The following is a 24,848-nucleotide window of genomic DNA, read 5'->3' on the forward strand; positions in this document are numbered from 1 at the left end:
CGCAAGGAAGGAGGGCGCGCGTCGGAGCCCTCGGCGAGTTCACCTATCAGGGTTGCCGGGCGGTCGGGAATCCCCGCGCGCCAAGGGGGGTACCGGGTGAATCGCGGGACCCGGGTGGACGCCCGCGAGGAGGCGACCGGGGACTCGAAAGGGGACGCCCGCACGTATCCTGAAGGCCCTCCCCGGAGGTGCGGAACCGCCCTCCCCGGAGCTCGCGGACCGCGAATCCCCGGAGCCCGACTACGAAAGCGGCCACCATGCGCGTCTACGTCCCCCTGACCCTCTCCGGTCTCGCCGAGGCGTACAGGACGGGAGAGCTGGAGGCGGGACCGTTCGTCGCGTACGCCGTCACCCCCGCGCTGCGCGAGTGGTACCTCTCGGACGACATCGAGGAGCTGGAGTACGCGGCGCTCAGCCGTGCCGCGCTGGCCTCGCTGCGGCTCGTGGCCGTGGACCCGGGGGCGGTGCGGCGCCGGGTCGTCGTCGCCGTGGACGTGCCCGACCGTGCGGCGGCCGTCGATCCCGACCGGGGGCTGGACCCCGCCGGGCTCGGCGAGGTGCGCGTCGCGCAGGCGGTGCCGCTGTCCAAGGCCGCGGCCGTCCACGTCGACGCCCCCGACGCCGAGAAGGACGTCACCGCGGCCGCTCAGGCCCTCGGAGCCGCGGACATGGGGGACGACGACGCGCAGTTCGTCGTCGACGGGGCCGAGGACCACGAACTGCTGTGGTTCGCCCGGCAGGAGATCCCCAGCCTCCTGGGGCAGGGCGAGTAGCCACAGCGGGGTGTGGCGTTGTCGGTGGGGACGGGTACGTTTCTGTGTATGGGGAAGCCAGAAAACGCGCACATCGTCTGGGACTGGAACGGCACGCTGTTCCACGACAATGACGCGATCATCGGGGCGACGAACGCCGCGTTCGCCGAGCTGGGGCTCGAGCCGATCACGCTGGAGCGGTACCGGGCGATGTACTGCGTGCCCGTGCCGAAGTTCTACGAGCGGCTGATGGGGCGGCTGCCCACGGACGCCGAGTGGCAGATCATGGACGACACCTTCCACCGGTACTACGCGGAGCACCGCGTGGCCTGCGGACTGACCGACGGGGTGCCCTCGCTGCTCGCCGGCTGGGGAGCGGCGGGCCGCAGCCAGTCGCTGCTGAGCATGTACGTGCACGAGGAACTGGTCCCGCTGGTGCGGGGCTTCGGGATCGAGCCGCACTTCGTCCGGGTGGACGGCCGCACCGGGCCCTCCGGTGGCAGCAAGGCGGAGCACATGGTGCGCCACCTCACGGCCCTCACCGGCGTCGACCCGTCCCGTGTGGTGGTGATCGGAGACGCCGCCGACGACGCGGTCGCCGCCCGGCACGTGGGAGCCGGAGCGGTGCTCTACACCGGCGGCTCGCACAGCCGCGCCAGCCTGGAGCTGGTCGGCGTCCCGGTCGTGGACAGCCTGGAGGAAGCCGTCGAGGAGGCGCAGCGCCTCGCGGCCTGAGCGGGCGGCCGACGGTCCTGCGGGTGCTCCGCACGGGCCGGGGGCGCCGGAGGGGCGGAGCGACCCGGGGGCCGGCCGGTGTGCGATGCCCGGGCGCGAGCCGCCGCACCCGGGGTCGTCAGGACAGGTCCGGGCAGGTCAGGTGACCGGCGCCTTCGCCCGCAGCACGGTCAGGAACTCGCGCATCCAGGCCGAGTGGTCCGGCCAGGCACGAGCGGAGACGAGCGTGCCGTCGACGACGGCCTCCGCGTCCTGGAAGGTCGCGCCCGCCGCCTGCATGTCGAGCTCCAGCGCGGGGTACGCCGTGACGCGGCGGCCGCGCAGGCTGTCGACGGCCGCGGTCAGCAGGGGACCGTGGCAGATCTGGGCCACCGGCTTGTCCGCGTCGAAGAACGACTTGAGGATCTTCCGGAGCTCGGGGTCGTTGCGCAGGTACTCCGGGGCGCGTCCACCGGGGATGACGAGCGCGACGTACGCCCCCGGGTCGACGTCCGCGAACGCGAGGTCGGCCGGCCAGGTGTAACCGGGCTTCTCCGTGTAGGTGTCGAAGCCGGGCTCGAAGTCGTGGACCACGAACCGGAGCTTCTTCTGCTCGGGCGCCGCGATGTGGACCTCGTAGCCCTCCTCGCGCAGCCGCTGGTAGGGGTACAGGACCTCCAGTGACTCCGCCGCGTCGCCGGTGACAATCAGGATCTTCGCTGCCATGGTGCTGCGCTCCCGTCGGCCGTGCTCGGGTGTTCCGTTCGGTCGTCCCGGTCAACCTGCCTCCGCGGGAGGGACGTGCCAAGGGGGCGCGGGCCCTCTGGAGCGCCGCCCCGGGGTCCGGCCGCCGCGGAACACCGTGCGTAGGACGACGGTAGCGCGCAGTCGGCCCGCACTGCATGTCCTCGCCCTATTCGTCCCTGTGCATACTGTCAAAGTTCCCCCCCTGGTTTTGTACACATACGGCTCATGACGACCCCCGGGTGGAGGGGGATAGCCTGGTGGCGTGATCAGCGCGATATCTCGCGGGGGCCTCGTCGCCCCTGCCCCGCGCCCGGAGCGCACGGACGACATCCGTGACCGGGCGTCAGTCGCTGATCTTCGTGAGCGGGACGGGATGACGGCGAACGCCGTGTGCGCGAGCGGGAGAGCCGCCAGCGCCGACGGCACCGCACTCCGTACGTCGAGGGCACCCGCGAGACGGACGTCGCCGAGAGTAGCGTCACAGTCGTCGAGGGCGCCGAGAATGGCCGATAACCCCCCGCTCATCTCACCTTGCGGCATAGCGTCGAAGCAGACCGGACACCCCGCGTCACGGCGTTGCGTCGGAAGCGACGAGACCGTACTTCCTTCAACGTCACGCAACGGCGCGCGACAGGAGCCAGAGGACAATGCAGACCAAGCTGGACGAAGCCAAGGCCGAGCTGCTCGAACGGGCCGCCCGGGTAGCTGAGAACAGCCCGGTCGGGGGGCACCTACCGACCGGGACGACGGACGAGGGCACCCCCGACCGGGACACCGTGCTCGCGTTCCTCCAGCGCTACTACCTGCACACGGCCCCGGAGGACCTCAGCGACCGTGACCCGGTCGACGTCTTCGGAGCGGCCTTCTCCCACTACCGACTGGCCGAGAACCGCCCTCAGGGCACGGCCAACGTGCGCGTGCACACCCCCACCGTCGAGGAGAACGGCTGGACCTGCAGCCACTCCGTCGTCGAGGTGGTGACGGACGACATGCCGTTCCTCGTCGACTCGGTGACCAACGAGCTGTCGCGTCAGAGCCGCGGCATCCATGTCGTGATCCACCCGCAGTTCGTCGTACGGCGCGACCTGACCGGCAAGCTCATCGAGGTGCTGCCCACGCGGCCCTCCGCCGAGGACCTGCCGCACGACGCGCACGTCGAGTCGTGGATCCACGTCGAGATCGACCGCGAGACCGACCGCGCCGATCTGAAGCAGATCACCGCCGACCTGCTCCGTGTCCTGTCCGACGTCCGTGAGGCCGTCGAGGACTGGGAGAAGATGCGCGACGCGGCGCTGCGGATCGCCGACGAGCTGCCCGCCGAGCCCGCCGCCGACGACCTGCGCGAGCAGGAGGTCGAGGAGGCCCGCGAGCTGCTGCGCTGGCTGTCCGGCGACCACTTCACCTTCCTCGGGTACCGCGAGTACCAGCTGCGCGACGACGACTCGCTGACGGCCGTCCCCGGCACCGGGCTCGGCATCCTGCGCTCCGACCCGCAGCACGGCGACGAGGACAGCCACCCCGTCAGCCCGTCCTTCGAGCGGCTGCCCGCCGACGCCCGCGCCAAGGCGCGCGAGCACAAGCTGCTCGTCCTGACCAAGGCGAACAGCCGCGCCACCGTGCACCGGCCGTCGTACCTGGACTACGTCGGGGTCAAGAAGTTCGACGAGAACGGCGAGGTCGTCGGCGAGCGCCGCTTCCTCGGCCTCTTCTCGTCCGCCGCGTACACCGAGTCCGTGCGCCGCGTGCCCGTCGTGCGCCGCAAGGTCGAGGAGGTCCTGCGCGGGGCCGGGTTCTCGCCCAACAGCCACGACGGCCGCGACCTGCTCCAGATCCTGGAGACGTACCCGCGCGACGAGCTGTTCCAGACGCCCGCCGACGAGCTCCGGGCGATCGTCACCTCCGTCCTGTACCTCCAGGAGCGCCGCCGGCTGCGGCTCTACCTGCGCCAGGACGAGTACGGCCGCTACTACTCGGCCCTCGTCTACCTGCCGCGCGACCGCTACACCACCGGCGTGCGCCTGCGGATCATCGACATCCTCAAGGAAGAACTCAACGGCACCAGCGTCGACTTCACGGCCTGGAACACCGAGTCGATCCTGTCCCGGCTGCACTTCGTGGTCCGCGTCGAGCCCGGCACCGAGCTGGCGCAGCTCTCCGACGCCGACAAGGACCGGATCGAGGCGCGTCTCGTCGAGGCCGCCCGCTCGTGGGCCGACGGCTTCGGCGAGGCACTGACCGCCGAGTGCGGTGAGGAGCGCGCCGCCGAACTGCTGCGCCACTACGGCAACGCGTTCCCCGAGGGCTACAAGGCCGACCACTCGCCGCGTTCCGCGGTCGCCGACCTGGTGCACCTCCAGACGCTCGGCCAGGAGCAGAGCAAGGACTTCGCGCTCAGCCTCTACGAGCCGGTCGGCGCGGCCCCCGGCGAGCGCCGGTTCAAGATCTACCGCACCGGCGAGCAGGTCTCCCTCTCCGCGGTGCTGCCCGCCCTGAACCGGATGGGCGTCGAGGTCACCGACGAGCGCCCGTACGAACTGCGCTGCTCGGACCGTACGACGGCGTGGATCTACGACTTCGGGCTCCGGCTGCCGAAGTCCCCGAACGGCAACGGCGACTACCTCGGCGACGACGGCCGCGAGCGGTTCCAGGAGGCCTTCGCCGCCACCTGGACCGGCCAGGCCGAGAACGACGGGTTCAACGCCCTCGTGCTGAGCGCCGGCCTCAACTGGCGCCAGTCGATGGTGCTGCGGGCGTACGCGAAGTACCTGCGCCAGGCCGGCTCCACGTTCAGCCAGGACTACATGGAGGACACCCTCCGCAACAACGTCCACACCACGCGGCTGCTCGTCTCGCTCTTCGAGGCGCGGATGTCGCCGGAGCGCCAGCGCGCCGGCGTCGAGCTGACCGACGCGCTGCTGGAGGAGCTCGACGCGGCGCTCGACCAGGTCGCCTCCCTGGACGAGGACCGGATCCTGCGGTCCTTCCTGCACCTCATCAAGGCGACCCTGCGCACGAACTTCTTCCAGAAGACGGCGGAGGGCACCCCCCACGCCTACGTCTCCATGAAGTTCGACCCGACGGCGATCCCCGACCTCCCGGCGCCGCGCCCGGCGTTCGAGATCTGGGTGTACTCGCCGCGCGTCGAGGGCGTGCACCTGCGCTTCGGCAAGGTCGCGCGCGGTGGTCTGCGCTGGTCCGACCGGCGCGAGGACTTCCGCACGGAGATCCTCGGCCTGGTCAAGGCCCAGATGGTGAAGAACACCGTCATCGTGCCCGTCGGCGCCAAGGGCGGCTTCGTCGCCAAGCAGCTCCCCGACCCGTCCGCCGACCGTGACGCGTGGCTGGCCGAGGGCATCCGCAGCTACCGGACCTTCATCTCGGCGCTGCTCGACATCACCGACAACCTGGTCGCCGGTGAGATCGTGCCGCCCGCCGACGTCGTGCGGCACGACGAGGACGACACGTACCTCGTGGTCGCGGCCGACAAGGGCACGGCGACGTTCTCGGACATCGCCAACGAGGTCGCCGAGAGCTACGACTTCTGGCTCGGCGACGCCTTCGCCTCCGGCGGCTCCGCCGGCTACGACCACAAGAAGATGGGCATCACCGCCCGCGGCGCCTGGGAGTCCGTCAAGCGGCACTTCCGGGAGCTGGGCGTCGACACCCAGTCGCAGGACTTCACCGTGGTCGGTGTCGGCGACATGTCCGGTGACGTGTTCGGCAACGGCATGCTGCTCTCCGAGCACATCCGCCTGGTCGCCGCGTTCGACCACCGGCACATCTTCATCGACCCGGACCCGGTCGCGGAGACCTCGTACGCCGAGCGCCGCCGGCTGTTCGAACTGCCGCGCTCCTCGTGGGCGGACTACGACACCGGCCTCATCTCGGCCGGCGGCGGGGTCTTCCCGCGCAGCGCCAAGGCCATCCCGGTCAACGCGCACATCCGCGAGGCCCTCGGCATCGAGTCGAAGGTCGCGAAGATGACGCCGGCCGACCTGATGCGGGCGATCCTCCAGGCACCCGTCGACCTGCTGTGGAACGGCGGCATCGGCACGTACGTGAAGTCGTCCGCCGAAACGAACGCCGAGGTCGGCGACAAGGCGAACGACGCGATCCGTGTCGACGGCGCCGAACTGCGCGTCAAGGTCGTCGGCGAGGGCGGCAACCTGGGCCTGACCCAGCTCGGCCGCATCGAGTTCGCGCAGACCGGCGGCAAGATCAACACCGACGCCATCGACAACAGCGCGGGCGTGGACACCTCGGACCACGAGGTGAACATCAAGATCCTGCTCAACGCGGTGGTGGCCAACGGCGATCTGACCGTCAAGCAGCGCAACAAGCTGCTCGCCGAGATGACCGACGAGGTCGGCGCCCTGGTGCTGCGCAACAACTACGCGCAGAACACGGCGATCGCCAACGCGCTGGCCCAGTCCCCGAGCATGCTCCACGCCCAGCAGCGCTTCATGCGCCACCTGGTCCGCGAGGGGCACCTCGACCGGGCCCTGGAGTTCCTGCCCAGCGAGCGGCAGATCCGTGAGCGGCTCACCGCGGGCCAGGGTCTGACCGGTCCGGAGACGGCCGTCCTCCTCGCGTACACGAAGATCACGGTCTCCACGGACCTGCTCGCCACCTCGCTGCCCGACGACCCGTACCTGCAGAGCCTGCTGCACGCGTACTTCCCGACGGCGCTGCGCGACCGGTTCCGCGAGCAGATCGAGGGCCACGCGCTGAGCCGCGAGATCGTGACGACCGTCCTGGTCAACGACACGGTCAACACGGGCGGCACGAGCTTCCTGCACCGGCTGCGCGAGGAGACGGGTGCCTCGCTGGAGGAGATCGTCCGGGCGCAGACCGCGGCCCGCGCGATCTTCAACTCCAGCGCGGTGTGGGACGCGGTGGAGGCGCTCGACAATGTCGTCGCCGCCGACGTCCAGACCCGGATCAGGCTGCACTCGCGCCGGCTCGTGGAGCGCGGCACCCGCTGGCTGCTCAACAACCGGCCGCAGCCGCTCCAGCTCGCCGAGACGATCACGTTCTTCAGCGCGGGTGTCGAGCAGGTGTGGTCGGAGCTGCCCAAGCTGCTGCGCGGCGCGGACCTGGAGTGGTACCAGCAGATCTGCGACGAGCTGACGAACGCGGGGGTGCCGGACGAACTCGCCACGCGGGTGGCCGGGTTCTCCTCCGCCTTCCCGGCGCTCGACATCGTCTCGGTGGCCGACCGCACGGGCAAGGACCCGATGGCCGTCGCCGAGGTCTACTACGACCTCGCCGACCGGCTCGGCATCACGCAGCTCATGGACCGCATCATCGAGCTGCCGCGCGCCGACCGCTGGCAGTCCATGGCCCGCGCGTCGATCCGCGAGGACCTCTACGCGGCCCACGCGGCACTCACCGCGGACGTGCTCGCGGTGGGCGACGGCACCTCCACGCCGGAGCAGCGCTTCGAGGCCTGGCAGGAGAAGAACGCGCCGATCCTCGGACGCGCCCGCGCCACGCTGGAGGAGATCCGGGGTTCGGACTCGTTCGACCTCGCGAACCTGTCGGTGGCGATGCGGACGATGCGGACGCTGCTGCGCGCGCACTCCTAGGCGGTACGCCGACGGGGGCGTCCCGGGCCTTCAGGGTCCGGGGCGCCCCCGTCGGCATGAGGCGTGACGCGTCGCGAGGTGCGTCGCCCCGGGCGCGGTGCCCCGGTCCTCCCGGACCGGGGCACCGCGCCTTTCCCTTGCCCGCCTCCGGTCGTTCTCCTGCGAAACCCCGGCTCGCAATTTACCTATACCTGGTAAATAAGACATTTGACTTAAGGTTGGCTCGATCGACCGCTCGACCACCAGCTCGACCGACGGACAGACGCGTGGAGGACCCGGACCCGTGACAGTGCACCTCTCCGAGAGGCGGGCCCCCACCGCGGCCGCGCCCGTCATCCGCCCCCGGCGTCCCGGGGTCGTCGCGAAGGCCCCCCGGGTCCGCCGGCTGGCCATGGAACTGGCCCGCTTCTCGGTCGTCGGCGGCAGTGGCGTCGCCGTCAACGTCCTCTTCTTCAACCTGGCGCTCCACGGGCTGGGCTGGGCGCCGATGACCGCCACCGTGATCGCCAGCTGTGTCGCCATGGGCACGAACTACCTCGGCTTCCGCTTCTTCGCGTACCGGGACCGGGCCTCACGCACCCGCGGCCAGATCGCCCTCTTCTTCGCGTTCAGCGGGCTCGGCGTCCTCATGGAGAGCGCGCTGTTCTATCTCGGCTACCACGGCCTCGGGATGAGCGGCTCGCTCGGGTCGAACATCGCCAAGGTGCTGTCCATCGTGCTGGCCTCGGCGTTCCGGTTCGTCGTCTACCGCACCTGGGTCTTCCAACACTCGAAGAGCGGACGATAACGACCCATAACGCGCAAAGGTACCTACGATCAGTAGGATGAACGTGGAACAGCAGCGCCCGTCCGCCGCGCACGCGACCGAGCCGGCCGGACCCGGTGACGCGTCCGACGCGCCCCTTCCCGCGGCCGCCGGGCAGTGGGCAGCGTCCGGGCGGACCGCACCGGCCGTCTCCGTGGTCGTCATCGTCTACAACGACGCCGGCCGGCTGCCCACGGCGGTCCGCTCCGTACTGGACCAGACGCTGCGCGCCGTCGAGGTCGTCATCGTCGACGACCGGAGCACCGACGACTCGTACGACGTGGCGCGCGGACTGGCCGCAGCCCACCCCGGCCGGGTCCGCGCCTGCCGGCTGCCCGAGAACAGCGGCGGCTGCGGCGCCCCCCGCAACCGCGGCATCACCGAGGCCCGCGGCGACTTCGTGGTCTTCCTCGACAGCGACGACGTCCTGGAGCGCAACGCCTGCCGCAACATGCTGGAGGCCGCCGAGACCACCGGCGCCGACCTCGTCTCGGGGCTGTGCGTGCGCGTGCACGTCGACTCGCGCACGGGCAAGGAGGTCAAGTGGTACCCCTGGCTGTACGAGCGCACCCGCACGCTGGAGTCGATCTCCGAGCTGCCCGACCTGATGGTCTTCGACACCCTGTCGACGAACAAGTGCTACCGCCGGCGCTTCCTGCTCGACGAGGGACTGCGCTTCCCCGTCGGCATCCACTACGAGGACCTGCTCTTCTCCGCCCAGGCGTACGCCTCGGCCCGCCGCATCACCCTCATCCCCAACCGGGTGTACGACTGGCGAGTCGCGGACAAGGCGGCGGCGAAGTCCATCAGCAACCGGCGTGACGAGATCGCCAACTTCGCGCACCGCATGGAGATCCACCGGCGCGTCGACCGGCTGCTCGCCGACAAGGGCCTGCTGGAGCTGAAGTTCGCCAAGGACGTCAAGTTCCTCAAGCACGACCTCGTGCTGCACCTGCGCGAACTGCCCTTCCGGGACGCGGCCTACCGCGAGGAGTTCGCCGCCATCGCCCGGCAGTACCTGGAGTCGATCGACCGCGCCGCCTTCGACGAGGCCGAACCCATCCACGCCGTCTGCGCGTACCTCCTCCAGGTCAGCGACTGGGACAACCTGCTGCCCGCCGTGGACACCCTCGCCAACCGCGACAAGATCTCCTCGCCGCTCGTCGAACGCGACGGCCGCGTGTACTGGTGCGCCGAGCACCTCGACGACCCCTTCGGCCGCCACGTCCTGGACGTCACCGACCTCGGGTACCACGCCCGGCCCGTCGAGAAGATGTTCCTGCGCGACGAACTGACCTCCTACGAGCAGGGTCCCGGCGGTACCGTCCGGCTCGCCGGGCGCGTGACCAACCCGCTCGGGGTCGTTCCGCCGGACGCCCGGCTCACCGCCGAGCTGGAGTTCTACGCCCGGCGGCGCGGTGTGCGCTTTTGGACGTTCCGCTTCCCCGTGGCCCGGGTGTGGCACGCCGGCACCACCATCGCCTGGGAGGGCTCGGCGGACCTCACGGCCGTGCGCCCGCTCGGCGTCGTGGACACCGTCTGGGACGTACGGCTGCACCTCGACGTCGACGGAGTGCGCACCACCACACGCCTCACCGCCGCCGAACCCGGCCTGATCGCCGGCCGGTCGCCCGTCCGGCCCCGGCTCACCCGGCTCGTCGCCGACCGGTTCGAGCCGGTCGTCTCCACACGCGGACACCTGTCCTACCGGCTGGTCCCGGACAAGAGGGCGAACGCCCTCGTGCAGCGCGGTGTGCACGGCCGTCCCGGGGCGCTCGCCAAGTCGGGCTACCGCAGGGCGCGTTCGCTGCGCAAGGACCTCACCTCCGGACCGGCCAAGATCCGCCTCTACCACGAGGTGTTCAGCCGGCTGCCCGTCCGCCGCCGCCTCGTCGTCTTCGAGAGCCACCTGGGCCGCCAGTACAGCGACAGCCCCCGCGCCCTCTACGAGGAGATGCGCCGCCAGGGCCTGGAGTTCGACGCGGTCTGGTCCTACGCGGGCCGGCCCGACGGATTCCCGGACGACGCCACCCTCGTGCACCGCTGGTCGCTGCCCTACCTGCGGGCGCTCGCGCGGGCCGAGTTCTGGGTCGACAACCAGAGCTATCCGCTCAAGCTCACCAAGCGGCCCGCGACCACCTACCTCCAGACCTGGCACGGGTCCGCCCTCAAGCGGATGGGCTTCGACGAACCGGAGTGGAAGCTCAAGTCGCGGACGGCGCAGGACGTGCAGCAGCGCACCCTGGACCGCTTCGACCGGTTCCTGATCCGCTCCGAGCACGACGTACGCACCCTCGCGCGGGCCTTCCGGCTCCAGGAGCGGACCCTGCTGCGGGTCGGCTATCCGCGCAACGACGAACTCGTGCGGGCGCGGACGGCGGAGCAGGCGGGCGGAACGCGGGAACGCGGTCCGCTGGCAGCGGAGTTGGGCATCCCCGAGGACAAGCAGATCCTGCTGTACGCCCCGACGTTCCGGAACCGGGGCAGCGGGCAGAAGCGGTTCGAGCTGCCCTTCGACGTGGAACGCTTCGCCGACACCTTCGGCGACCGCTACGTCCTGCTGGTCCGCTCCCACTACCTCAACCACGTCGTGCTGCCGCCGTCCGTGCGCGGGCGCGTCATCGACGTCAGCGCGCGGCACGACATGACCCCGCTCCTCGCGCTGGCCGACGGACTGATCACCGACTACTCGTCGGTGATGTTCGACTACGCCCTCCTCGACCGGCCGATGTTCTTCTTCGTCCACGACTACGAGGAGTACGTGCACGAGGGCCGCGGCACCTACTTCGACCTGCTGGAGCGCGCTCCCGGACCCGTCGTGCGCACCGAGGACGAACTCCACGTCGTCCTCGGCTCGCTGGAGGAACAGAGCGTCAAGTACGCCCCGAAGCGCGAGCAGTTCACGGCCGAGTTCGGCGAGTACGACCAGGGGACCGCGTCCCGCGACATCGTCGAGCAGTTCTTCGCGCACTGGAGGCGTGGATGACCGACCACCCGCAGCGGGACATCTTCTTCGTCTCCAACAGCGTCGACGAACTCGGCGGGGTGACCAGCTGGTCGCACCAGATGGCCCGCCTCTTCACGGAACGCGGGCACCGCGTGCACGTCATCGGGATCACCGACCCCGACGTCCCCCAGGAGCTGGGCGAACTCCCGTATCCGACCACGACGTTGTACGACGTCCGGCCGCCGCGGGTGCGGTCGGCGCGCGGGCTGCGCGGGCGGATCGACGTCGTCGAGCACCGGCGGCGCGCCGAGCGGGCGGCCGGGATGCGGGAACAGGCGGACCGGCTGACCGGGCTGCTGCGGGCGGCGCGGCCCGGCGGCGTCGTCATCGTCACCCAGGTGTGGGCCATGGAGTGGGTGGAACTCGCCGACACCGACGGCCTGACCGTCATCGGCATGAGCCACGAGTCCTTCGCCTACTCCCGGTCGACCTCGCGCTTCCGGCGGGTCCTGAAGCACTACGAGGACGTCGACCGGATGCTCGCGCTCACCCGGGAGGACGCCGACCTGTGGATCAGGCAGGGCCTGAACAACGCGTCCTTCATGCCGAACCCGCTGCCGTTCATGCCCGAGGTGCCCTCGCCGCGCACCGAGAACGTCGTCGTCAGCATCGGCCGCCTGCACGACCAGAAGGGCATCGACATGCTGCTCGACGCCTGGTCGGAGACGGCACCGCTGCACCCGGACTGGCGGCTGCGGATCTACGGTTCGGGGGAGGACGAGGAGATCCTCAAGAAGCAGTGCACGGCCCTCGGGCTGGACGACTCGGTCGACTGGATGGGCCGGACGAACGACGTGCCCGGCGCGCTGCGCGGCGGCTCGGTGTTCGTGCTCTCCTCGCGGGGCGAGGGGTTCCCGCTCGCCGTCATGGAGGCGATGGCCGCCGGTGTCCCGTGTGCCGCCTTCGACTGCGCGCCCGGCGTCCACGAGATCATCCGGGACGGCGAGGACGGCCTCCTCGCGGCCCTCGGCAACACCGGCGAACTGGCCCGCCGTCTGGACACGTTGATGTCCGACAAGGCCCTGCGGGACGCTATGGGCGAGGCCGCGCGCGTGAACGTCCAGCGCTTCACGACCGATGCGGTCGTCCGTGGCTGGGAGGAACTGTTCGCGTTCCTGGAGCGCTGAGCACCGAATCCGGAACGCACTGCGCCGGACACCGCATGCTGGCCGCCGAGGGGCGGGTCGCCGGACGACGGACGGGACGCGGGGCTTCGACAGCCCGCGTCCCGTCCGGTTCGGGTCCCGCTACTTGCCCGTGAACTTCTCGTACTCCTTGAGGACGTCCTCGGTGGGTCCGTCCATGCGCAGTTCGCCGCGCTCCAGCCACAGCACGCGGTCGCAGGTGTCGCGGATCGACTTGTTGTTGTGGCTGACGAGGAACACCGTGCCCGCGCTCTTGCGCAGTTCGCGGATACGGGCCTCCGAACGCCGCTGGAAGGAGCGGTCACCGGTGGCGAGCGCCTCGTCGATCATCAGGACGTCGTGGTCCTTGGCCGCCGCGATGGAGAAGCGCAGCCGGGCCGCCATGCCGGAGGAGTAGGTCCGCATCGGCAGGGTGATGAAGTCGCCCTTCTCGTTGATGCCGGAGAAATCGACGATCTCCTGGTAGCGCTCCTTGACCTGCTCGCGGGACATGCCCATCGCGAGACCGCCGAGGTAGACGTTCCGCTCGCCGGTGAGGTCGTTCATCAGGGCCGCGTTCACGCCGAGCAGGGAGGGCTGGCCGTCCGTGTAGATCTTGCCGTTCTCCACGGGGAGCAGGCCCGCGACCGCCTTGAGCAGCGTGGACTTGCCGGAGCCGTTGGTGCCGATCAGGCCGATGGCCTCGCCCCGGTAGGCCGTGAACGACACGGACCTGACGGCGTGGACCTTGCGGACGCCCGCGGCCTTCTCGGTCTGCTTGCGGCGCAGCATGCGGTTGAGGGCGGCGGTGGCGCTGCCGCGTCCGGCGCCGGTGCCGTTGACGCGGTAGACGATGTCGACGCTCTCGGCGATGACGGTGGGGATGCGTTCGGAGCCCGCTCCGGCCGCCGCCTCGGTGCCCTGCGGCGGGGCGTCCTGCGTCGCCTGCGTCTGCTGCGTGATGGTGTCAGCCACGGCCGTAGGTCTCCTCAGCCTTCCAGAAGTAGATGAAGCCGCCGACGCCGGCGACGAGCGCCCAGCCCACCGCGAGCGCCCAGACGTGGTGCGGCAGCTGGTGCGCGTGGAAGCTGTCGATGAGGGCGAAGCGCATCAGGTCGATGTAGACGGCCGCCGGGTTGCTCTCCAGCAGGACCATCGCCCAGTGCGGCAGCTTGTTGTTGCTGAGCACCTTGTCGATGCTCCACATGACACCCGAGACGTACATCCAGGTGCGCAGCAGGAACGGCATGAGCTGGGCGATGTCCGGGGTGCGGGCGCCCATCCGGGCCATGACCATCGCGACACCGGCGTTGAAGGTGAACTGGAGCACCAGCACCGGTACCGCGAGCAGCCACGAGGCGCTGACCGGCACTCCGAAGCAGAGCAGGATCACGACGAGCGCGGCCATCGAGAACAGCAGCTGCTGGAGCTGCTGGAGGGCGTAGGACACCGGGAGCGCGGCGCGCGGGAAGTGCAGGGCGCGGACCAGGCCGAGGCTGCCGGAGATCGCCCGGGTGCCCGCCATGATCGAGCTCTGCGTGAAGGTCCAGATGAAGACGCCGGTGACCAGGAACGGGATGTAGTCCGGGACGCCGTGCTTGGTGCCGAGCAGGATGCCGAAGATGAAGTAGTAGACCGCCGCGTTCAGCAACGGGGTCATCACCTGCCAGACCTGGCCGAGCTTGGCCTGGCTGTACTGCGAGGTGAGCTTGGCGGTGGCGAACGCGGTGATGAAGTGGCGCCGCGCCCACAGCTGGCGGACGTACGCCGGCAGGCTCGGGCGGGCGCCGCTGACGGTGAGGCCGTACCGGGCGGCGAAGGCCGCGGCGTCGTCGGCGGGGGAGGCCGGTGCCGCCGTCGCGGGCGGGGTGTGGAGGACCTGGCTCACATCCGTTGCTTTCGCTCGGGGGGTGGGGTGCGGGGCGTCCTGACCGTTTCGAGGACTGCTCTTTGCCGTTCTCTTACGTCGGGACGGGACCGTATCGTCGCAACGTGAGCGTAGGGCGGTCTACGTCGGAACGCAACCGTTTCGTCGTAACGGCCTATGCTGGTCCGTATGACCACGAACGCCGACACAGCCGCGAGTGCCGCCACGCCCGCGCCTGCCGACGGGAAGGCCCCGCGTCGCCGGGCCCCCGCCGGTGCGGCCGTCCTGAGGGAGGATGTGACCGAAGCAATCCGCGCCGCCGTCTTCGAGGAGCTCGCGGCGGTGGGGTACGCCCGGATGTCCATCGAGGGCATCGCCCGCCGGGCCGGGGTCGGCAAGACCGCGGTGTACCGGCGCTGGCGCTCCAAGCGCCATCTCGTGCTCGACCTGGTCTCGGCGATCGCCGTCCAGGGTCTGCCCGCCCCGGACACCGGCTCCCTGGAGGGCGACCTCCGCCTGCTCTACGAGGTCACCTCACGCGCCCTGCGGCATCCGGTCGCCGGGCAGATCATCCCCGACCTCCAGGCCGAGGCCGCCCGCAACCCCGAGATCGCGGACGCCCTCCAGAAGGCGCTGCGGGAGGGCCAGCAGGGTGTCGCGAGCGGCATCGTCGCGGCGGCCACCGCCCGGGGCGAGGTCCGCGAGGGCGCCGACCTCGACCTGGCCCTGGACCTGATGTCCGGCCCCCTGTACTGGCGGGCGGTCGTGGTCCGCGGTCCCAAGCTCCCGAAGCCCTACCTGGCCACCCTGGCCCGCACGACGGCGGCGGCGCTCAAGGCGTTGTGATCCCCTCGACGGGTGTCCGGGGCCCGTCGGCCAGCCGGCCGGCGAGCCCCGCAAGTCCGTCCGCCCGCAGCACGCGCCCGCCCGAACCCGGCAGGGGGACGTGCAGGACCTCGGTCCAGCGGGCGGGGACGGCTTCGTCCCCGTACACGGCGCCGGCGAGGGCGCCGGTCACGGCGGCGACCGTGTCCGTGTCGCCGCCGAGGTCGACCGCCGCGCGCAGGGCGTCCTCGAAGGAGTCCGTCGTCCGCAGCGCCCACACCGCCGAGCCGAGGCAGGGCCAGACCGCGCCGTTGAACTCGGTCGCCCGGTCCGGGTGCCAGTCGCCGGCGAGGACGGTCGCGTAGCGGGCGCGATGGTCCGGGTGGACCGCGCCCAGGGTGTCCGGGAGCGCGGTGAGGGGATCGTGTCCGACCAGGGCGGTGCGGATCAGCTCGTGGAGGATCGCCGTGCCCTCCCAGGCCGCTGGGTCGCCGTGGGTGAGTGCGGCGATCCGGCGGGCGGCGGACATCGTGACGTCCCGGCCGCAGGAGGCGAAGAACACGGCGGAGGTCGCGGCCCGCATCAACGAGCCGTTGCCGGCGGCGCGTTGACTGACCTGGAAGTGCAGGGCGGACGCGAGATCCCAGGGGTCACCGCTGGTGAGAACCGCTTCCGTCTGAAGGCCGATGTCCTTCGGCTCGGCTGCCGCCCACTGCCGGAACCCGTCGAAGACGTCCGGGAGTTCGAGCCCGCCGTGCCGGACCAGTGACTCGCCGAGGACGACCGCCATCTGTGTGTCGTCGGTCGCCTCGCCGGGGTCCCAGCCGCCGCCTCCGCACATCTCCCCACCCCGTCCGGGAACGGGAAAGCGCCGCGTGAACGCCCCTTCCGGCCCGAACTCGAAGGGAGCGCCGAGCGCGTCACCCACCGCGGAGCCGAGGATCGTGCCGATGGCCGTCATGGGGCGAGCGTACGGGGCGGGCCCGGGCCGGCTCCGGGCGGCGGTTCCGGCCCGGGCCGCGTGGGTGTGCCGCTCCGGGCAGGCCCTCCCGTCGGACCCGTCGGACCCGTCGGACCCGTCGGGCCGTCAGTCCCGCTTCGCCTCCGGGTGACTGCGGGTCCAGCCTGCCCAGGCCGAGGTGATCATGTCGTCGACGTCGTGACGGGCCTTCCAGGCGAGCTCCGTGGCGATGCGGTCGGCGGAGGCGACGACGCGGGACGGGTCGCCGGGGCGGCGGGGGGTGGTGACCGGCGGGCGGTCGTGGCCGGTGATCGCGTTGATGCGGTCGATCATCTCGCGGACCGAAACACCCTCGCCGCGGCCGATGTTGAGGGTGAGATCGGTGCCGGGCGAGGCTCGCAGCGCGCGGGCCGCGGCGACGTGGGCCTCGGCCAGGTCGACCACGTGGATGTAGTCACGGACGCAGGTGCCGTCGGGGGTCGGGTAGTCGTCGCCGAAGATGCGCGGCGGCGCGTTCTCCGTGAGCTTCTCGAAGACCATCGGGACGAGGTTGAAGACGCCCACGTCGGCCAGCTCGGGGGTCGCCGCACCGGCCACGTTGAAGTAGCGCAGGGACGCCGTGGACAGGCCGGTGGCACGGCCCGACGCGCGCACCAGCCACTCGCCCGCGAGCTTCGTCTCGCCGTACGGGCTCATCGGCGCGCAGGGCGTCTCCTCCGTCACCAGCTCCACGTCCGGCATGCCGTACACCGCGGCCGAGGACGAGAAGACGAAGGCGGTCACGGACGCGGCGGTCACGGCCTCCAGCAGGACGCGCAGCCCCTCGACGTTCTCCCGGTAGTAGTGCAGGGGCAGCTCCACGGACTCGCCGACCTGCTTCTTCGCCGCCAGGTGGACGACTCCGGTGATCGCGTGTTCCGCGAGGGTCCGGGCCACCAGCTCGCCGTCCAGAGTCGAGCCCACCACCAGCGGGACGTCGGACGGCACCCGCTCGGCGATCCCCGTGGACAGGTCGTCGTAGACCACGGCGTCCTCGCCCGCCTCGCGCAGGGCGCGGACGACGTGCGCCCCGATGTAGCCGGCGCCGCCGGTGATCAGCCAGGTCATGTGGGTCGTCCCCTCGTCGGTGAGCCCATGGTGCTCCGTCGTCCGTCGCCATGTGTCCGCGTGTATCAGTGAAGCAGGCGGCCGAGCCTGCGGCGCAGCACTTCGGTCATTCCTCGCCAACCGGACGCGGTGCGCAGGGCGAGCGCGCCCGCGTGGGTCCGGTACGGCTGAAGGAGGAGGACCCGGCCCACGGAATGGTGGACGTCCAGGACGACGCGGCGGCGCAGCAGGCCGGAGCCGCCGAGCGCGTGCGCGGTGACCTCCCGGTCCGTGCCGTCGCCGAAGCGCAGCGTCAGGCGCAGGTCCCAGGTGCCCGGTGCCAGCTCCGACAGCTCCACCGGTGTCTCGCCCGTCCACACGTCGCCGTACCGGTCGGGCAGCAGGCGGGCCTCGCCGCGCAGGCCCACCCTGCCGTCCTCGCGGCGGGTGAACACCACGTGCGCCGAGGCCGGACCCGACTGCGCCACCCGCCCGTACAGCTCGTGCAGGCGCAGCCGCAGCCGGGTGGCCCGCGCGCCGACGTGCAGCTCGGCGTCGACGGCGAGGGGCAGCAGGTGGGCCGGGCGCTCCAGGAAGTGCTCCAGGGTGACCTGCGGGAGGTCCGAGGACCAGACCGGGGTGTCGTCGGAGGCGCGGGAGTACGGGGGGAGCAGCCGCGCCGGGCGGGCCGCGAGTTCGCGCAGCCGGGGAAGGTCGCGCGGCGCGGGCGACGCGAGCAGCACACGGGCGAGGAGGCGGCCGGGGGCGCTCGGGTTGAGGGTGAGGTCGGCCGCGTCGAACGTCGAGAGGTAGGCGCGGGTGTGGTCCCACCAGTCGCGGCGGTAGGCGGCGGTGCGCAGCTCCAGCTCCCGCGTGTACATCCGCAGGTCGTGGTCGAGGAACTTGGCGTGCACGGCGCGGGCGAGCCGCTTCTCGCCGGCGCCGAGGAGGATCTCGTACGCCGCCCGGTTCGCCTCGGTGCGCGCGCGCCAGTTGGAGATGTCCCCGCGGTCCAGGGAGATGGACAGCCGCTCGGCGTCGCGCCGGACGTGCCAGACGTACACGGTGTCCGGGATCAGCGCGACGCGCGGCGCGGCGGCCAGGACGCGCGCGCTGAAGACGTAGTCCTCGTAGGGGTAGCGGCCCTCGGGGAAGCGGATGGCGTGCTCGCGCAGGAAGTCGGTGCGGTACAGCTTGTTGACGCAGAGGGTGTCGTGCGCGAGACGGGGGCGCCGGGAGGGGTTGGGGAGCACCGCGGGGCCCGCGTAGAGCGCGCGCTCCCAGGGGACTTCGCGACCCGACGGCAGCTCGCGGCGGACGCAGAGTCCGGCCGCGACCGGGACGCCGTGCGCCTCGGCGGTGCCGAGCAGGGCGTCCACCGCACCGGGAGGCAGGACGTCGTCGCTGTCGAGGAACATGACGTACGGGGCGGTGGCCGCGTCGATGCCGTCGTTGCGCGGGCTGCCGCAGCCGCCGCTGTTGACGGCCCGGTGGATCACCGTCAGGCGCGGCTCCTCGGCGGCGAGCGCGTCGAGGAGGGCGGCGCTGCCGTCCGTCGAGCAGTCGTCGACGGCGATCACCTCGCGCACGGCGTCGCCCTGGGCGAGGGCGGAGCGTACGGCGTCCGCCACATGGGCGGCGTCGTCGTAGCCGATGACGACGACGCCGACCTTCGCGCGATGAGGGGTCATGAGTGCGGTCCACGGTCCGGAATCGGATGAGTTGCCGCAATTCTCCGTTAAGGGGTCCTCAGTGTCCTGTCCGGAGACCGACGAGGGCGCGCCGCGCGCCGCGCGTCCGGCGCTGCGGGATGCGGCCCGTCGTGGCCGGAGGCAGTCCCGACCGCCACAGCCGTACGAGTGACAGGCCCGCCGCGGTGGCCAGCAGGCCGTTGCGCACGAGCATCAGCAGGCAGCCCGTCCAGGTGCTGTGGATCACCTCGCCGTACATCGCCGGGTACACGACCGTGCTGACCGCCGTCGCCGCCGCGATCAGCGCGGCGACCGGGCGTTGGGTGGTGTGCCGGGAGGTCAGGCAGACGGCGGCCAGACCCAGCAGCCACACCATGTACTGGGGACTGATCACCCGGCTCGTCACCGTGAACAGCAGGACGGCGGCGAGCGCCGCGTCGTACGGGGTGGCCGCGGTCCAGTGCCGAGCCCGCACCCGCCACAGCAGCAGGACCCCGAACGCCGCGACGGTCAGGGCGAGCGAGGCGGCCGCGACCGAGCTGACGTAGGGGCCGACGAACTCCATGGCGCCGTACTGGTAGCGGGCCGTTCCCGGCCAGCCGGCGTGACGCGCGAACCCCAGTACCGTGCCGCCGAGCGACTCGATCTGCACGCCCCGGCCGCCCTGCTGGCGCAGGAAGTCGAAGGGGTTGCGGAACGCGGCGGCGAGGACGGCGAGCAGCGCGGCGGCCGCGACCACGGCCGACGTCCAGGCCTCGCGGGTGGTCCGGCCCCGGGGCGTGCCGATCAGCGCCAGGGCGGGCCACACCTTCACCAGGGCGCCCAGCGCGGCCAGCGCCCCGCCCGCGCGCGGGGAGCGCGACAGCGCCAGCAGGGACAGCACGGCGAAGGCGGTGACCTCCACGTCGTACCGGGCGAGCGGGATGTGCAGCAGCAGCGGCAGGCCGAGCACCCACAGCAGGGCGCCGCGCAGACTGCGGCCGGTCCGCCGCCCCGCACACGTGAGGGCGACGGTGATCACCAGGTCCGCCACGAGGGTGAGCGCCACGAACGCCGTGACGTACGTCAGCCACGGCAGCAGCGCGGGCGCCAGCAGGACGGGCCCCGCGCCGGGCGGGTACTGCCACAGCCGGTCGCCCGCCGGGAACGCGCCCTGGGACAGGACGCCGTACCAGCGGAAGTAGAGATGTCCGACCTCGCGGGACACCCCGCCCCGGCCGAGGAGGCGGAGGTCGTCGTGGGCCAGGAGCCACAGCATCAGCGCGCGGGTGGCGAGCCAGGCGGCGGCGAGGGCAAGCGGGCGGAGGTTCCTGAGGGCGCTCATCAAGGCCGGATGGTAAGCCGCATGGATGGGCTATTGCGGGCGATACGCCGTCAATACCGGCCAAAGGTTGTTTAATAGCAAAAAATTTGGCCCATGGTGTATGCGTGGGTCAGGCGGTCGGCAGCGGGACGTCCGGAGACAGTGGCTGTGCTCGTGCCCGTGCTCGTGATGCTCGCGATCGGGCTCTGGGGACTCGACCGCGGTGCCATGTGGCGCGACGAGGCGGTGACCTTCCAGGTCGCCCGGCGCTCGGTGCCCCAGATCTGGCATCTGCTGCACACCGTGGACGCCGTGCACGGCCTGTACTACCTCGGGATGCACGCCGTCCTCGCCCCGCACCCCGGCGAGATCGCCCTGCGCCTGCCCTCCGTCTGCGGCGCCGCCGCGACCGCCGGCCTGGTCGCCGCCCTCGGCGTCCGGCTGTGCCGGCCGCGGGTCGGCCTGTGGGCGGGGCTCCTCTACGCCGTCACGCCCATGGCCGGCCACTTCGCGCAGGAGGGCCGCTCCTACGCGCTCGTCGCGGCCGGTGCGGCGGGAGCGACCCTGCTCCTGGTGCGGGCCGTGCCGTCCCCGCGGCCGGGTCCCTGGTGGGCGTACGGCAGCACCCTCGCCGTCACCTGTCTGCTGCACGAGATGGCCCTGCTCCTGCTGCTCGCGCACGCCTGCACGCTGGCCCTCGCGCGGCTTCCGGTGCGGATCTGGCGACGCTGGCTCACCGCCGCCGCGGGGGTGAGCCTCGTCCTGCTGCCGCTGCTCCTGGTCTCGCGGGGGCAGTCCGCGCAGGTCGCCTGGCTGTCACGGACCGGGCTCCGCAGCGCGGAGCGCCTGCTCGACACGTTCACCGGCCCGGCGCGGCTCGTGGTCCTGCCCTATCTCCTGCTCGCCGCCCTCGCGTTCGTGCCCGGCCTGCCCCGCCGCGGCGGGCTCACCCTCCCGGCCGTCGCCCTGCCGCTCGCCGCGGTGCCGCCCCTGGTGCTGCTGACCGTGTCGCGCTGGTGGCCCCTGTACGACGAGCGCTACGTCCTGTACGCGCTGGCCGGAGCCCCGCTCCTCGCGGCGGCCGGAGCCGACCGCCTCACCGGGCTGCTGCCCCGGCTCGTGCCGCACGCGGTCCTCAGCGGCGTCCTCGGCATCACCCTCGTCTTCGCGGTCCAGCTCCCGATCCTGCGTCAGGACCGCAGCCCCGACCGTCGCCCCGACAACCTGGCCGCGGTCTCCGCCGTCGCCCACCGCGAACTGCGCCCGGGCGACCCGGTGCTGTTCCTGCCCTCGCTCGCCCGGCGCGCGGCCCTGGCCTACCCGAGGGGGTTCCTGGGAATCCGCGACATCGCGCTGAGCGTCCCCGCCCCGGCCTCCGGCACGCTGTACGGCCAGGAGGCGGACGCCGCCGACCTGCGCCGCCGGCTGGCGGGCCTCGACCGGGTGTGGCTGGTCGCCGAACCGTTCGCGACGGTGCCCTCCTGGTATCCGGACAGCCCCACCGAACGCGTCAAACTCGCCGTGGTCGACGAGCAGTTCGTGCCCCGCGAGCAGGTCGTCCGCCGCGGGGTGACGATGCGTCTCTACGTGCGCAGGCCTATGCGGAGCCCGGCGTTTCCGACCGAGCCGCCCGGTCGAGAGCGGCCGTCAGTCGGTCGAGCCGGTCCCGGAGCTCTCGGATCTCCTCCAGGTCCGCCCCGGTAGCCGCCGCGATCCGCCGCGGCACGGACACCGCCCGCTCCCGCAGGGCGCCGCCCTCCTCGGTGAGCCGCACCTGCACGGACCGCTCGTCGCGCGTGCTGCGCTCGCGCAGGACGAGGCCCGCCGCCTCCAGTCGCTTCAGCAGCGGAGAGAGCGTCCCCGAGTCGAGCCGCAGATGCTCGCCGAGCCGCTTCACGGGCAGCTCGCCGTGCTCCCACAGCACCAGCATCACCAGGTACTGCGGGTAGGTGAGCCCGAGGTCCTTGAGGATCACCCGGTAGACACCGCCGAAGGCGCGCGAGGCGGCGTTCAGCGAGAAGCAGATCTGCTGGTCGAGGCGGAGGAAGTCCCCGTCGGAGGGGGCCGGGGAGATCGGCGCGGGTGTCGCGGTCATGTCCTCAGGATAGCTCGTGCGAGCCATTAAGTTGTGCACAACTGAATTGCGTGCTCTAATTCTGGTCGTGGGACCGCCGGACCGGCGGTCCCGCCAAGGAATCGACTTGAGAGGGATGGTCCTCATGGACACGCTCTACACCGCAGTCGCCACCGCCACCCACGGCCGCGACGGCCGTGCCGTGAGCTCCGACGGCAAGCTCGACCTCCAGCTGGCGATCCCGGTGGAGATGGGCGGCAGCGGGCAGGGCACCAACCCCGAGCAGCTCTTCGCCGCCGGCTACGCCGCCTGTTTCGCGAGCGCCCTCGGCGTCGTCGGCCGCGCCGCGAAGGTCGACGTCTCCGAGGCCGCCGTGACCGGCGAGGTCGGCATCGGCAAGCAGGGCGAGGGCTTCGGCCTGGCCGTCACGCTCCGCGTCGAGCTGCCCGACACCGTGGACGAGGCCACCGGCCGCAAGCTGGTCGAGCAGGCCCACCAGGTCTGCCCCTACTCCAACGCCACCCGCGGCAACATCCCGGTCGAGCTCGTCATCGAGTAGCAGGCGGGCGAGGCCGGTCAGCGGCCGGTGCGCACCGCCGGGCGGACCGCCGCGCCGGTGTCCCCGCCGCCGGCCGTCCCGGATCCCGTGCCGACCCGGGCCAGCACCTCCCCGGTCTCCCGGCTCCACGCCACCACCGTCGCCTCCTCGGGAACCCGCCGCCAGCGCGTCAGCAGCAGCCAGCGGACGTGGTACCGGCGGGCGACGGCGGTGCGTTCGGCCCGTGTCGAGGCCGGGTCGAGATAGGCGCGGACCGCCGCGACCCGCCGCCGCCGCTCGCCCTCGTCGAGGGCGGGGTCCGGCCAGGCGGGCGCGGCGAGGTCGGGGCCGTAGCCCGCGATCAGGTGCACCGCGTAGTACCCGTCGGTGATGACCGCCTCACCGGGCCCGATGTGCCGGGCCGCCCAGTCGTACGTCGGCCAGTGCGGCGGCTGGTCGAAGCCGACCGGGTCCAGCGCGCGCGGCACCACCGCCCCGGCCTGCACGGTGAGGAACCCGGTCAGCGCGGCACAGGCCGCCACCCACCCCAGCAGGCGCCGCCCCCGGCTCCACGGCCGCGGCGCCGCCAGCTCCACCCCGAGCGCGAACTGGAGCGGCACGAGCGTGAGCCCGAGGATCCTGCCGTACGTGTAGTGCCCGCTCGCCCAGCCGTAGGCGACCACCGCGCAGTCCAGCGCGAACAGCAGCACCAGCGGGTCACGCCATCCGTGCCCCCCGGGCCTGCGGGCGTTCCGGGCCCGCAGCCACAGGGCCGGCAGTCCGGCCAGGGCCAGCCAGAAGTGCCCGGGCATCCCGTCGTACAGCCGCTCGTGCATGGCGTCCACGCTGCGGTCCCCGGTCAGCGCGAGGACGTCGAAGTAGGGCCAGGCGTACGCGACGAGGAGGGCCACCGCGCCCGTCAGCAGCCAGCGGCCCACGACGGCCGGGCGCCGGACGCGCCGCGAGCCCGCCACGAACGCCACGGCTCCGAGCGCCGCCGCGATCGCGGTGATCGGGTGGACGAGCAGGATCAGCCCGTACAGCCCGCCGAGCGCCGCGTACCCCCACCAGCTGCTGAGACCCGCCGGGCCGACGAAACGGACCGGGCCGCCCGTGGTGCCCGCCGCGCGGGTGGCCGTGAGCGCCCAGGCCCAGAAGGTCAGTCCGATCGCGAACGTCGACGGATAACCGAGGTTGCCGGTCATCGACATCAGTCCGAGATAGCCGCTCCACCAGGCCCGCTCGGTGCCCCAGAGCAGCACCATCGCGAACAGGCAGAGGACCGGCGCCCACGGCCGGGGTGTCAGGCTCCGCACGAAACGGCCGATGCCCGTCAGCAGCACCAGCAGGTTCACCGGTCCGGACAGCCGCACCACCGCCCAGCCGCCGAGCCCGGTCAGCCGGGCGAACGCGCCCTGCGCCACCGCGTACGGCGAGTAGTACGGGCTGCCCGCGCCCGGCAGGTCCGCCATCGGGTGCAGCGGATGGAGCAGATGAGCCCGCAGGCGCTCGACGACCGCCGCGTGCTGGCCCGCGTCGCAGCACAGCGGGACACGCCAGTAGGCGAGCGTCACCACCAGCCAGAACAGGCCGCCGAACAGCTGGTACGGCGTCGGGCGCCAGGTGCCGCCGCCGCGCAGTGCCGTCGCGCCCCGGACGGCCCCCCGCCGGGCGAGGACATCGGCGCTCATCGGGCGGCGGGGAGGGCGGGCTCAACGGTTTGTGGCATCTGCGGTATATGCCCGTCGGTGCCGGGCCGCTAGCCC

18 protein-coding genes are annotated in these 24,848 nt (G+C 72.1%); 9 read left to right on the forward strand and 9 right to left on the reverse strand.

Annotated features, from left to right (window positions below; genetic code table 11):
• Positions 1-257: 257 nt before the first annotated feature.
• Together OG406_RS24265 and OG406_RS24270 are read left to right on the forward strand one after the other, a co-directional pair.
• Positions 258-773: a DUF6912 family protein gene (locus OG406_RS24265; RefSeq protein WP_164374080.1), complete on the forward strand. Its 516-nt coding sequence runs from the start codon at positions 258-260 to the stop codon at positions 771-773.
• Between the two features lie 48 nt (positions 774-821).
• Positions 822-1,487 carry an HAD family hydrolase gene (locus OG406_RS24270; protein ID WP_081217620.1) on the forward strand — a complete coding sequence of 222 codons (666 nt, stop codon included), beginning with the start codon at positions 822-824 and terminating at the stop codon, positions 1,485-1,487.
• Between the two features lie 138 nt (positions 1,488-1,625).
• Here the strand turns inward: OG406_RS24270 and OG406_RS24275 are convergent, their stop codons facing one another.
• On the reverse strand, positions 1,626-2,192 hold the full coding sequence (locus OG406_RS24275; RefSeq protein ID WP_081217619.1) for a DJ-1/PfpI family protein: 567 nt from the start codon (positions 2,190-2,192) through the stop codon (positions 1,626-1,628).
• Positions 2,193-2,860: 668 nt separating this feature from the next.
• Here OG406_RS24275 and OG406_RS24280 point away from each other — a divergent pair.
• The 4 genes from OG406_RS24280 (at position 2,861) to OG406_RS24295 (ending at position 12,740) form a co-directional block, all read left to right on the forward strand.
• Complete coding sequence (locus OG406_RS24280) at positions 2,861-7,801, forward strand: NAD-glutamate dehydrogenase (RefSeq protein ID WP_164374082.1); 4,941 nt, start codon at positions 2,861-2,863, stop codon at positions 7,799-7,801.
• A 283-nt stretch (positions 7,802-8,084) separates the two neighbouring features.
• On the forward strand, positions 8,085-8,588 hold the full coding sequence (locus OG406_RS24285) for a GtrA family protein (protein WP_266848147.1): 504 nt from the start codon (positions 8,085-8,087) through the stop codon (positions 8,586-8,588).
• A 37-nt stretch (positions 8,589-8,625) separates the two neighbouring features.
• Positions 8,626-11,592, forward strand: coding sequence for a bifunctional glycosyltransferase/CDP-glycerol:glycerophosphate glycerophosphotransferase (locus tag OG406_RS24290; RefSeq protein WP_329187740.1), 2,967 nt, complete (start codon positions 8,626-8,628; stop codon positions 11,590-11,592).
• A complete protein-coding gene (locus OG406_RS24295; protein ID WP_329187741.1) occupies positions 11,589-12,740 on the forward strand; it encodes a glycosyltransferase in 1,152 nt (383 codons plus the stop codon). The genes OG406_RS24290 and OG406_RS24295 overlap by 4 nt, the downstream gene beginning before the upstream one ends.
• 120 nt (positions 12,741-12,860) lie before the next feature.
• Here OG406_RS24295 and OG406_RS24300 read toward each other — a convergent pair whose 3' ends face one another.
• Both OG406_RS24300 and OG406_RS24305 read right to left on the reverse strand, forming a co-directional pair.
• Positions 12,861-13,622: an ABC transporter ATP-binding protein gene (locus OG406_RS24300; RefSeq protein ID WP_164374100.1), complete on the reverse strand. Its 762-nt coding sequence runs from the start codon at positions 13,620-13,622 to the stop codon at positions 12,861-12,863.
• Between the two features lie 82 nt (positions 13,623-13,704).
• Positions 13,705-14,625, reverse strand: a complete 921-nt coding sequence (locus tag OG406_RS24305) for an ABC transporter permease (RefSeq protein WP_081217614.1) — start codon at positions 14,623-14,625, stop codon at positions 13,705-13,707.
• A gap of 156 nt (positions 14,626-14,781) precedes the next feature.
• Between OG406_RS24305 and OG406_RS24310 the strand changes: the two genes are divergently transcribed.
• A complete protein-coding gene (locus tag OG406_RS24310) occupies positions 14,782-15,450 on the forward strand; it encodes a TetR/AcrR family transcriptional regulator (RefSeq protein ID WP_164374085.1) in 669 nt (222 codons plus the stop codon).
• On the opposite strand, the gene OG406_RS24315 is transcribed toward OG406_RS24310, so the two are convergent.
• From OG406_RS24315 to OG406_RS24330, 4 genes are all read right to left on the reverse strand, one after another.
• The gene (locus tag OG406_RS24315; RefSeq protein WP_329187743.1) at positions 15,437-16,390 is read right to left on the reverse strand and encodes an ADP-ribosylglycohydrolase family protein; all 954 of its coding nucleotides are present in this window, start codon (positions 16,388-16,390) and stop codon (positions 15,437-15,439) included. The genes OG406_RS24310 and OG406_RS24315 overlap by 14 nt on opposite strands.
• Before the next feature lie 126 nt (positions 16,391-16,516).
• Positions 16,517-17,497: a UDP-glucose 4-epimerase GalE gene (gene galE / locus OG406_RS24320; protein ID WP_329187744.1), complete on the reverse strand. Its 981-nt coding sequence runs from the start codon at positions 17,495-17,497 to the stop codon at positions 16,517-16,519.
• 65 nt (positions 17,498-17,562) lie between these two features.
• Positions 17,563-19,167: a glycosyltransferase family 2 protein gene (locus tag OG406_RS24325; protein WP_329187745.1), complete on the reverse strand. Its 1,605-nt coding sequence runs from the start codon at positions 19,165-19,167 to the stop codon at positions 17,563-17,565.
• Between the two features lie 58 nt (positions 19,168-19,225).
• Positions 19,226-20,491 carry a glycosyltransferase 87 family protein gene (locus OG406_RS24330; protein ID WP_329187746.1) on the reverse strand — a complete coding sequence of 422 codons (1,266 nt, stop codon included), beginning with the start codon at positions 20,489-20,491 and terminating at the stop codon, positions 19,226-19,228.
• Positions 20,492-20,638: 147 nt separating this feature from the next.
• Here OG406_RS24330 and OG406_RS24335 point away from each other — a divergent pair, with 147 nt between their 5' ends.
• Positions 20,639-22,174 carry a glycosyltransferase family 39 protein gene (locus OG406_RS24335; protein WP_329187748.1) on the forward strand — a complete coding sequence of 512 codons (1,536 nt, stop codon included), beginning with the start codon at positions 20,639-20,641 and terminating at the stop codon, positions 22,172-22,174.
• On the opposite strand, the gene OG406_RS24340 is transcribed toward OG406_RS24335, so the two are convergent.
• Complete coding sequence (locus OG406_RS24340) at positions 22,068-22,565, reverse strand: MarR family winged helix-turn-helix transcriptional regulator (protein ID WP_164374091.1); 498 nt, start codon at positions 22,563-22,565, stop codon at positions 22,068-22,070. The two genes, OG406_RS24335 and OG406_RS24340, sit on opposite strands and share 107 nt — an antisense overlap.
• 124 nt (positions 22,566-22,689) lie before the next feature.
• On the opposite strand from OG406_RS24340, the gene OG406_RS24345 reads away from it, so the two are divergent.
• Positions 22,690-23,103, forward strand: a complete 414-nt coding sequence (locus tag OG406_RS24345; protein ID WP_081221601.1) for an organic hydroperoxide resistance protein — start codon at positions 22,690-22,692, stop codon at positions 23,101-23,103.
• A gap of 17 nt (positions 23,104-23,120) precedes the next feature.
• On the opposite strand, the gene OG406_RS24350 is transcribed toward OG406_RS24345, so the two are convergent.
• Positions 23,121-24,773 (reverse strand): hypothetical protein, encoded by a 1,653-nt coding sequence (locus OG406_RS24350; RefSeq protein ID WP_267050980.1) that lies wholly within the window; start codon positions 24,771-24,773, stop codon positions 23,121-23,123.
• Positions 24,774-24,848: the final 75 nt, after the last annotated feature.

It is taken from the genome of Streptomyces sp. NBC_01428, from assembly GCF_036231965.1.
Lineage (GTDB): Bacteria > Actinomycetota > Actinomycetes > Streptomycetales > Streptomycetaceae > Streptomyces.

Coding starts and splice junctions, on each gene's coding strand:
- OG406_RS24265 (WP_164374080.1), top strand. CDS start 258: ATGCGCGTCTACGTCCCCCTGACCCTCTCCGGTCTCGCCGAGGCGTAC.
- galE (WP_329187744.1), bottom strand. CDS start 17,497: ATGACCTGGCTGATCACCGGCGGCGCCGGCTACATCGGGGCGCACGTC.
- OG406_RS24270 (WP_081217620.1), top strand. CDS start 822: ATGGGGAAGCCAGAAAACGCGCACATCGTCTGGGACTGGAACGGCACG.
- OG406_RS24275 (WP_081217619.1), bottom strand. CDS start 2,192: ATGGCAGCGAAGATCCTGATTGTCACCGGCGACGCGGCGGAGTCACTG.
- OG406_RS24280 (WP_164374082.1), top strand. CDS start 2,861: ATGCAGACCAAGCTGGACGAAGCCAAGGCCGAGCTGCTCGAACGGGCC.
- OG406_RS24330 (WP_329187746.1), bottom strand. CDS start 20,491: ATGAGCGCCCTCAGGAACCTCCGCCCGCTTGCCCTCGCCGCCGCCTGG.
- OG406_RS24290 (WP_329187740.1), top strand. CDS start 8,626: ATGAACGTGGAACAGCAGCGCCCGTCCGCCGCGCACGCGACCGAGCCG.
- OG406_RS24340 (WP_164374091.1), bottom strand. CDS start 22,565: ATGACCGCGACACCCGCGCCGATCTCCCCGGCCCCCTCCGACGGGGAC.
- OG406_RS24345 (WP_081221601.1), top strand. CDS start 22,690: ATGGACACGCTCTACACCGCAGTCGCCACCGCCACCCACGGCCGCGAC.
- OG406_RS24295 (WP_329187741.1), top strand. CDS start 11,589: ATGACCGACCACCCGCAGCGGGACATCTTCTTCGTCTCCAACAGCGTC.
- OG406_RS24315 (WP_329187743.1), bottom strand. CDS start 16,390: ATGACGGCCATCGGCACGATCCTCGGCTCCGCGGTGGGTGACGCGCTC.
- OG406_RS24310 (WP_164374085.1), top strand. CDS start 14,782: ATGCTGGTCCGTATGACCACGAACGCCGACACAGCCGCGAGTGCCGCC.
- OG406_RS24325 (WP_329187745.1), bottom strand. CDS start 19,167: ATGACCCCTCATCGCGCGAAGGTCGGCGTCGTCGTCATCGGCTACGAC.
- OG406_RS24350 (WP_267050980.1), bottom strand. CDS start 24,773: ATGAGCGCCGATGTCCTCGCCCGGCGGGGGGCCGTCCGGGGCGCGACG.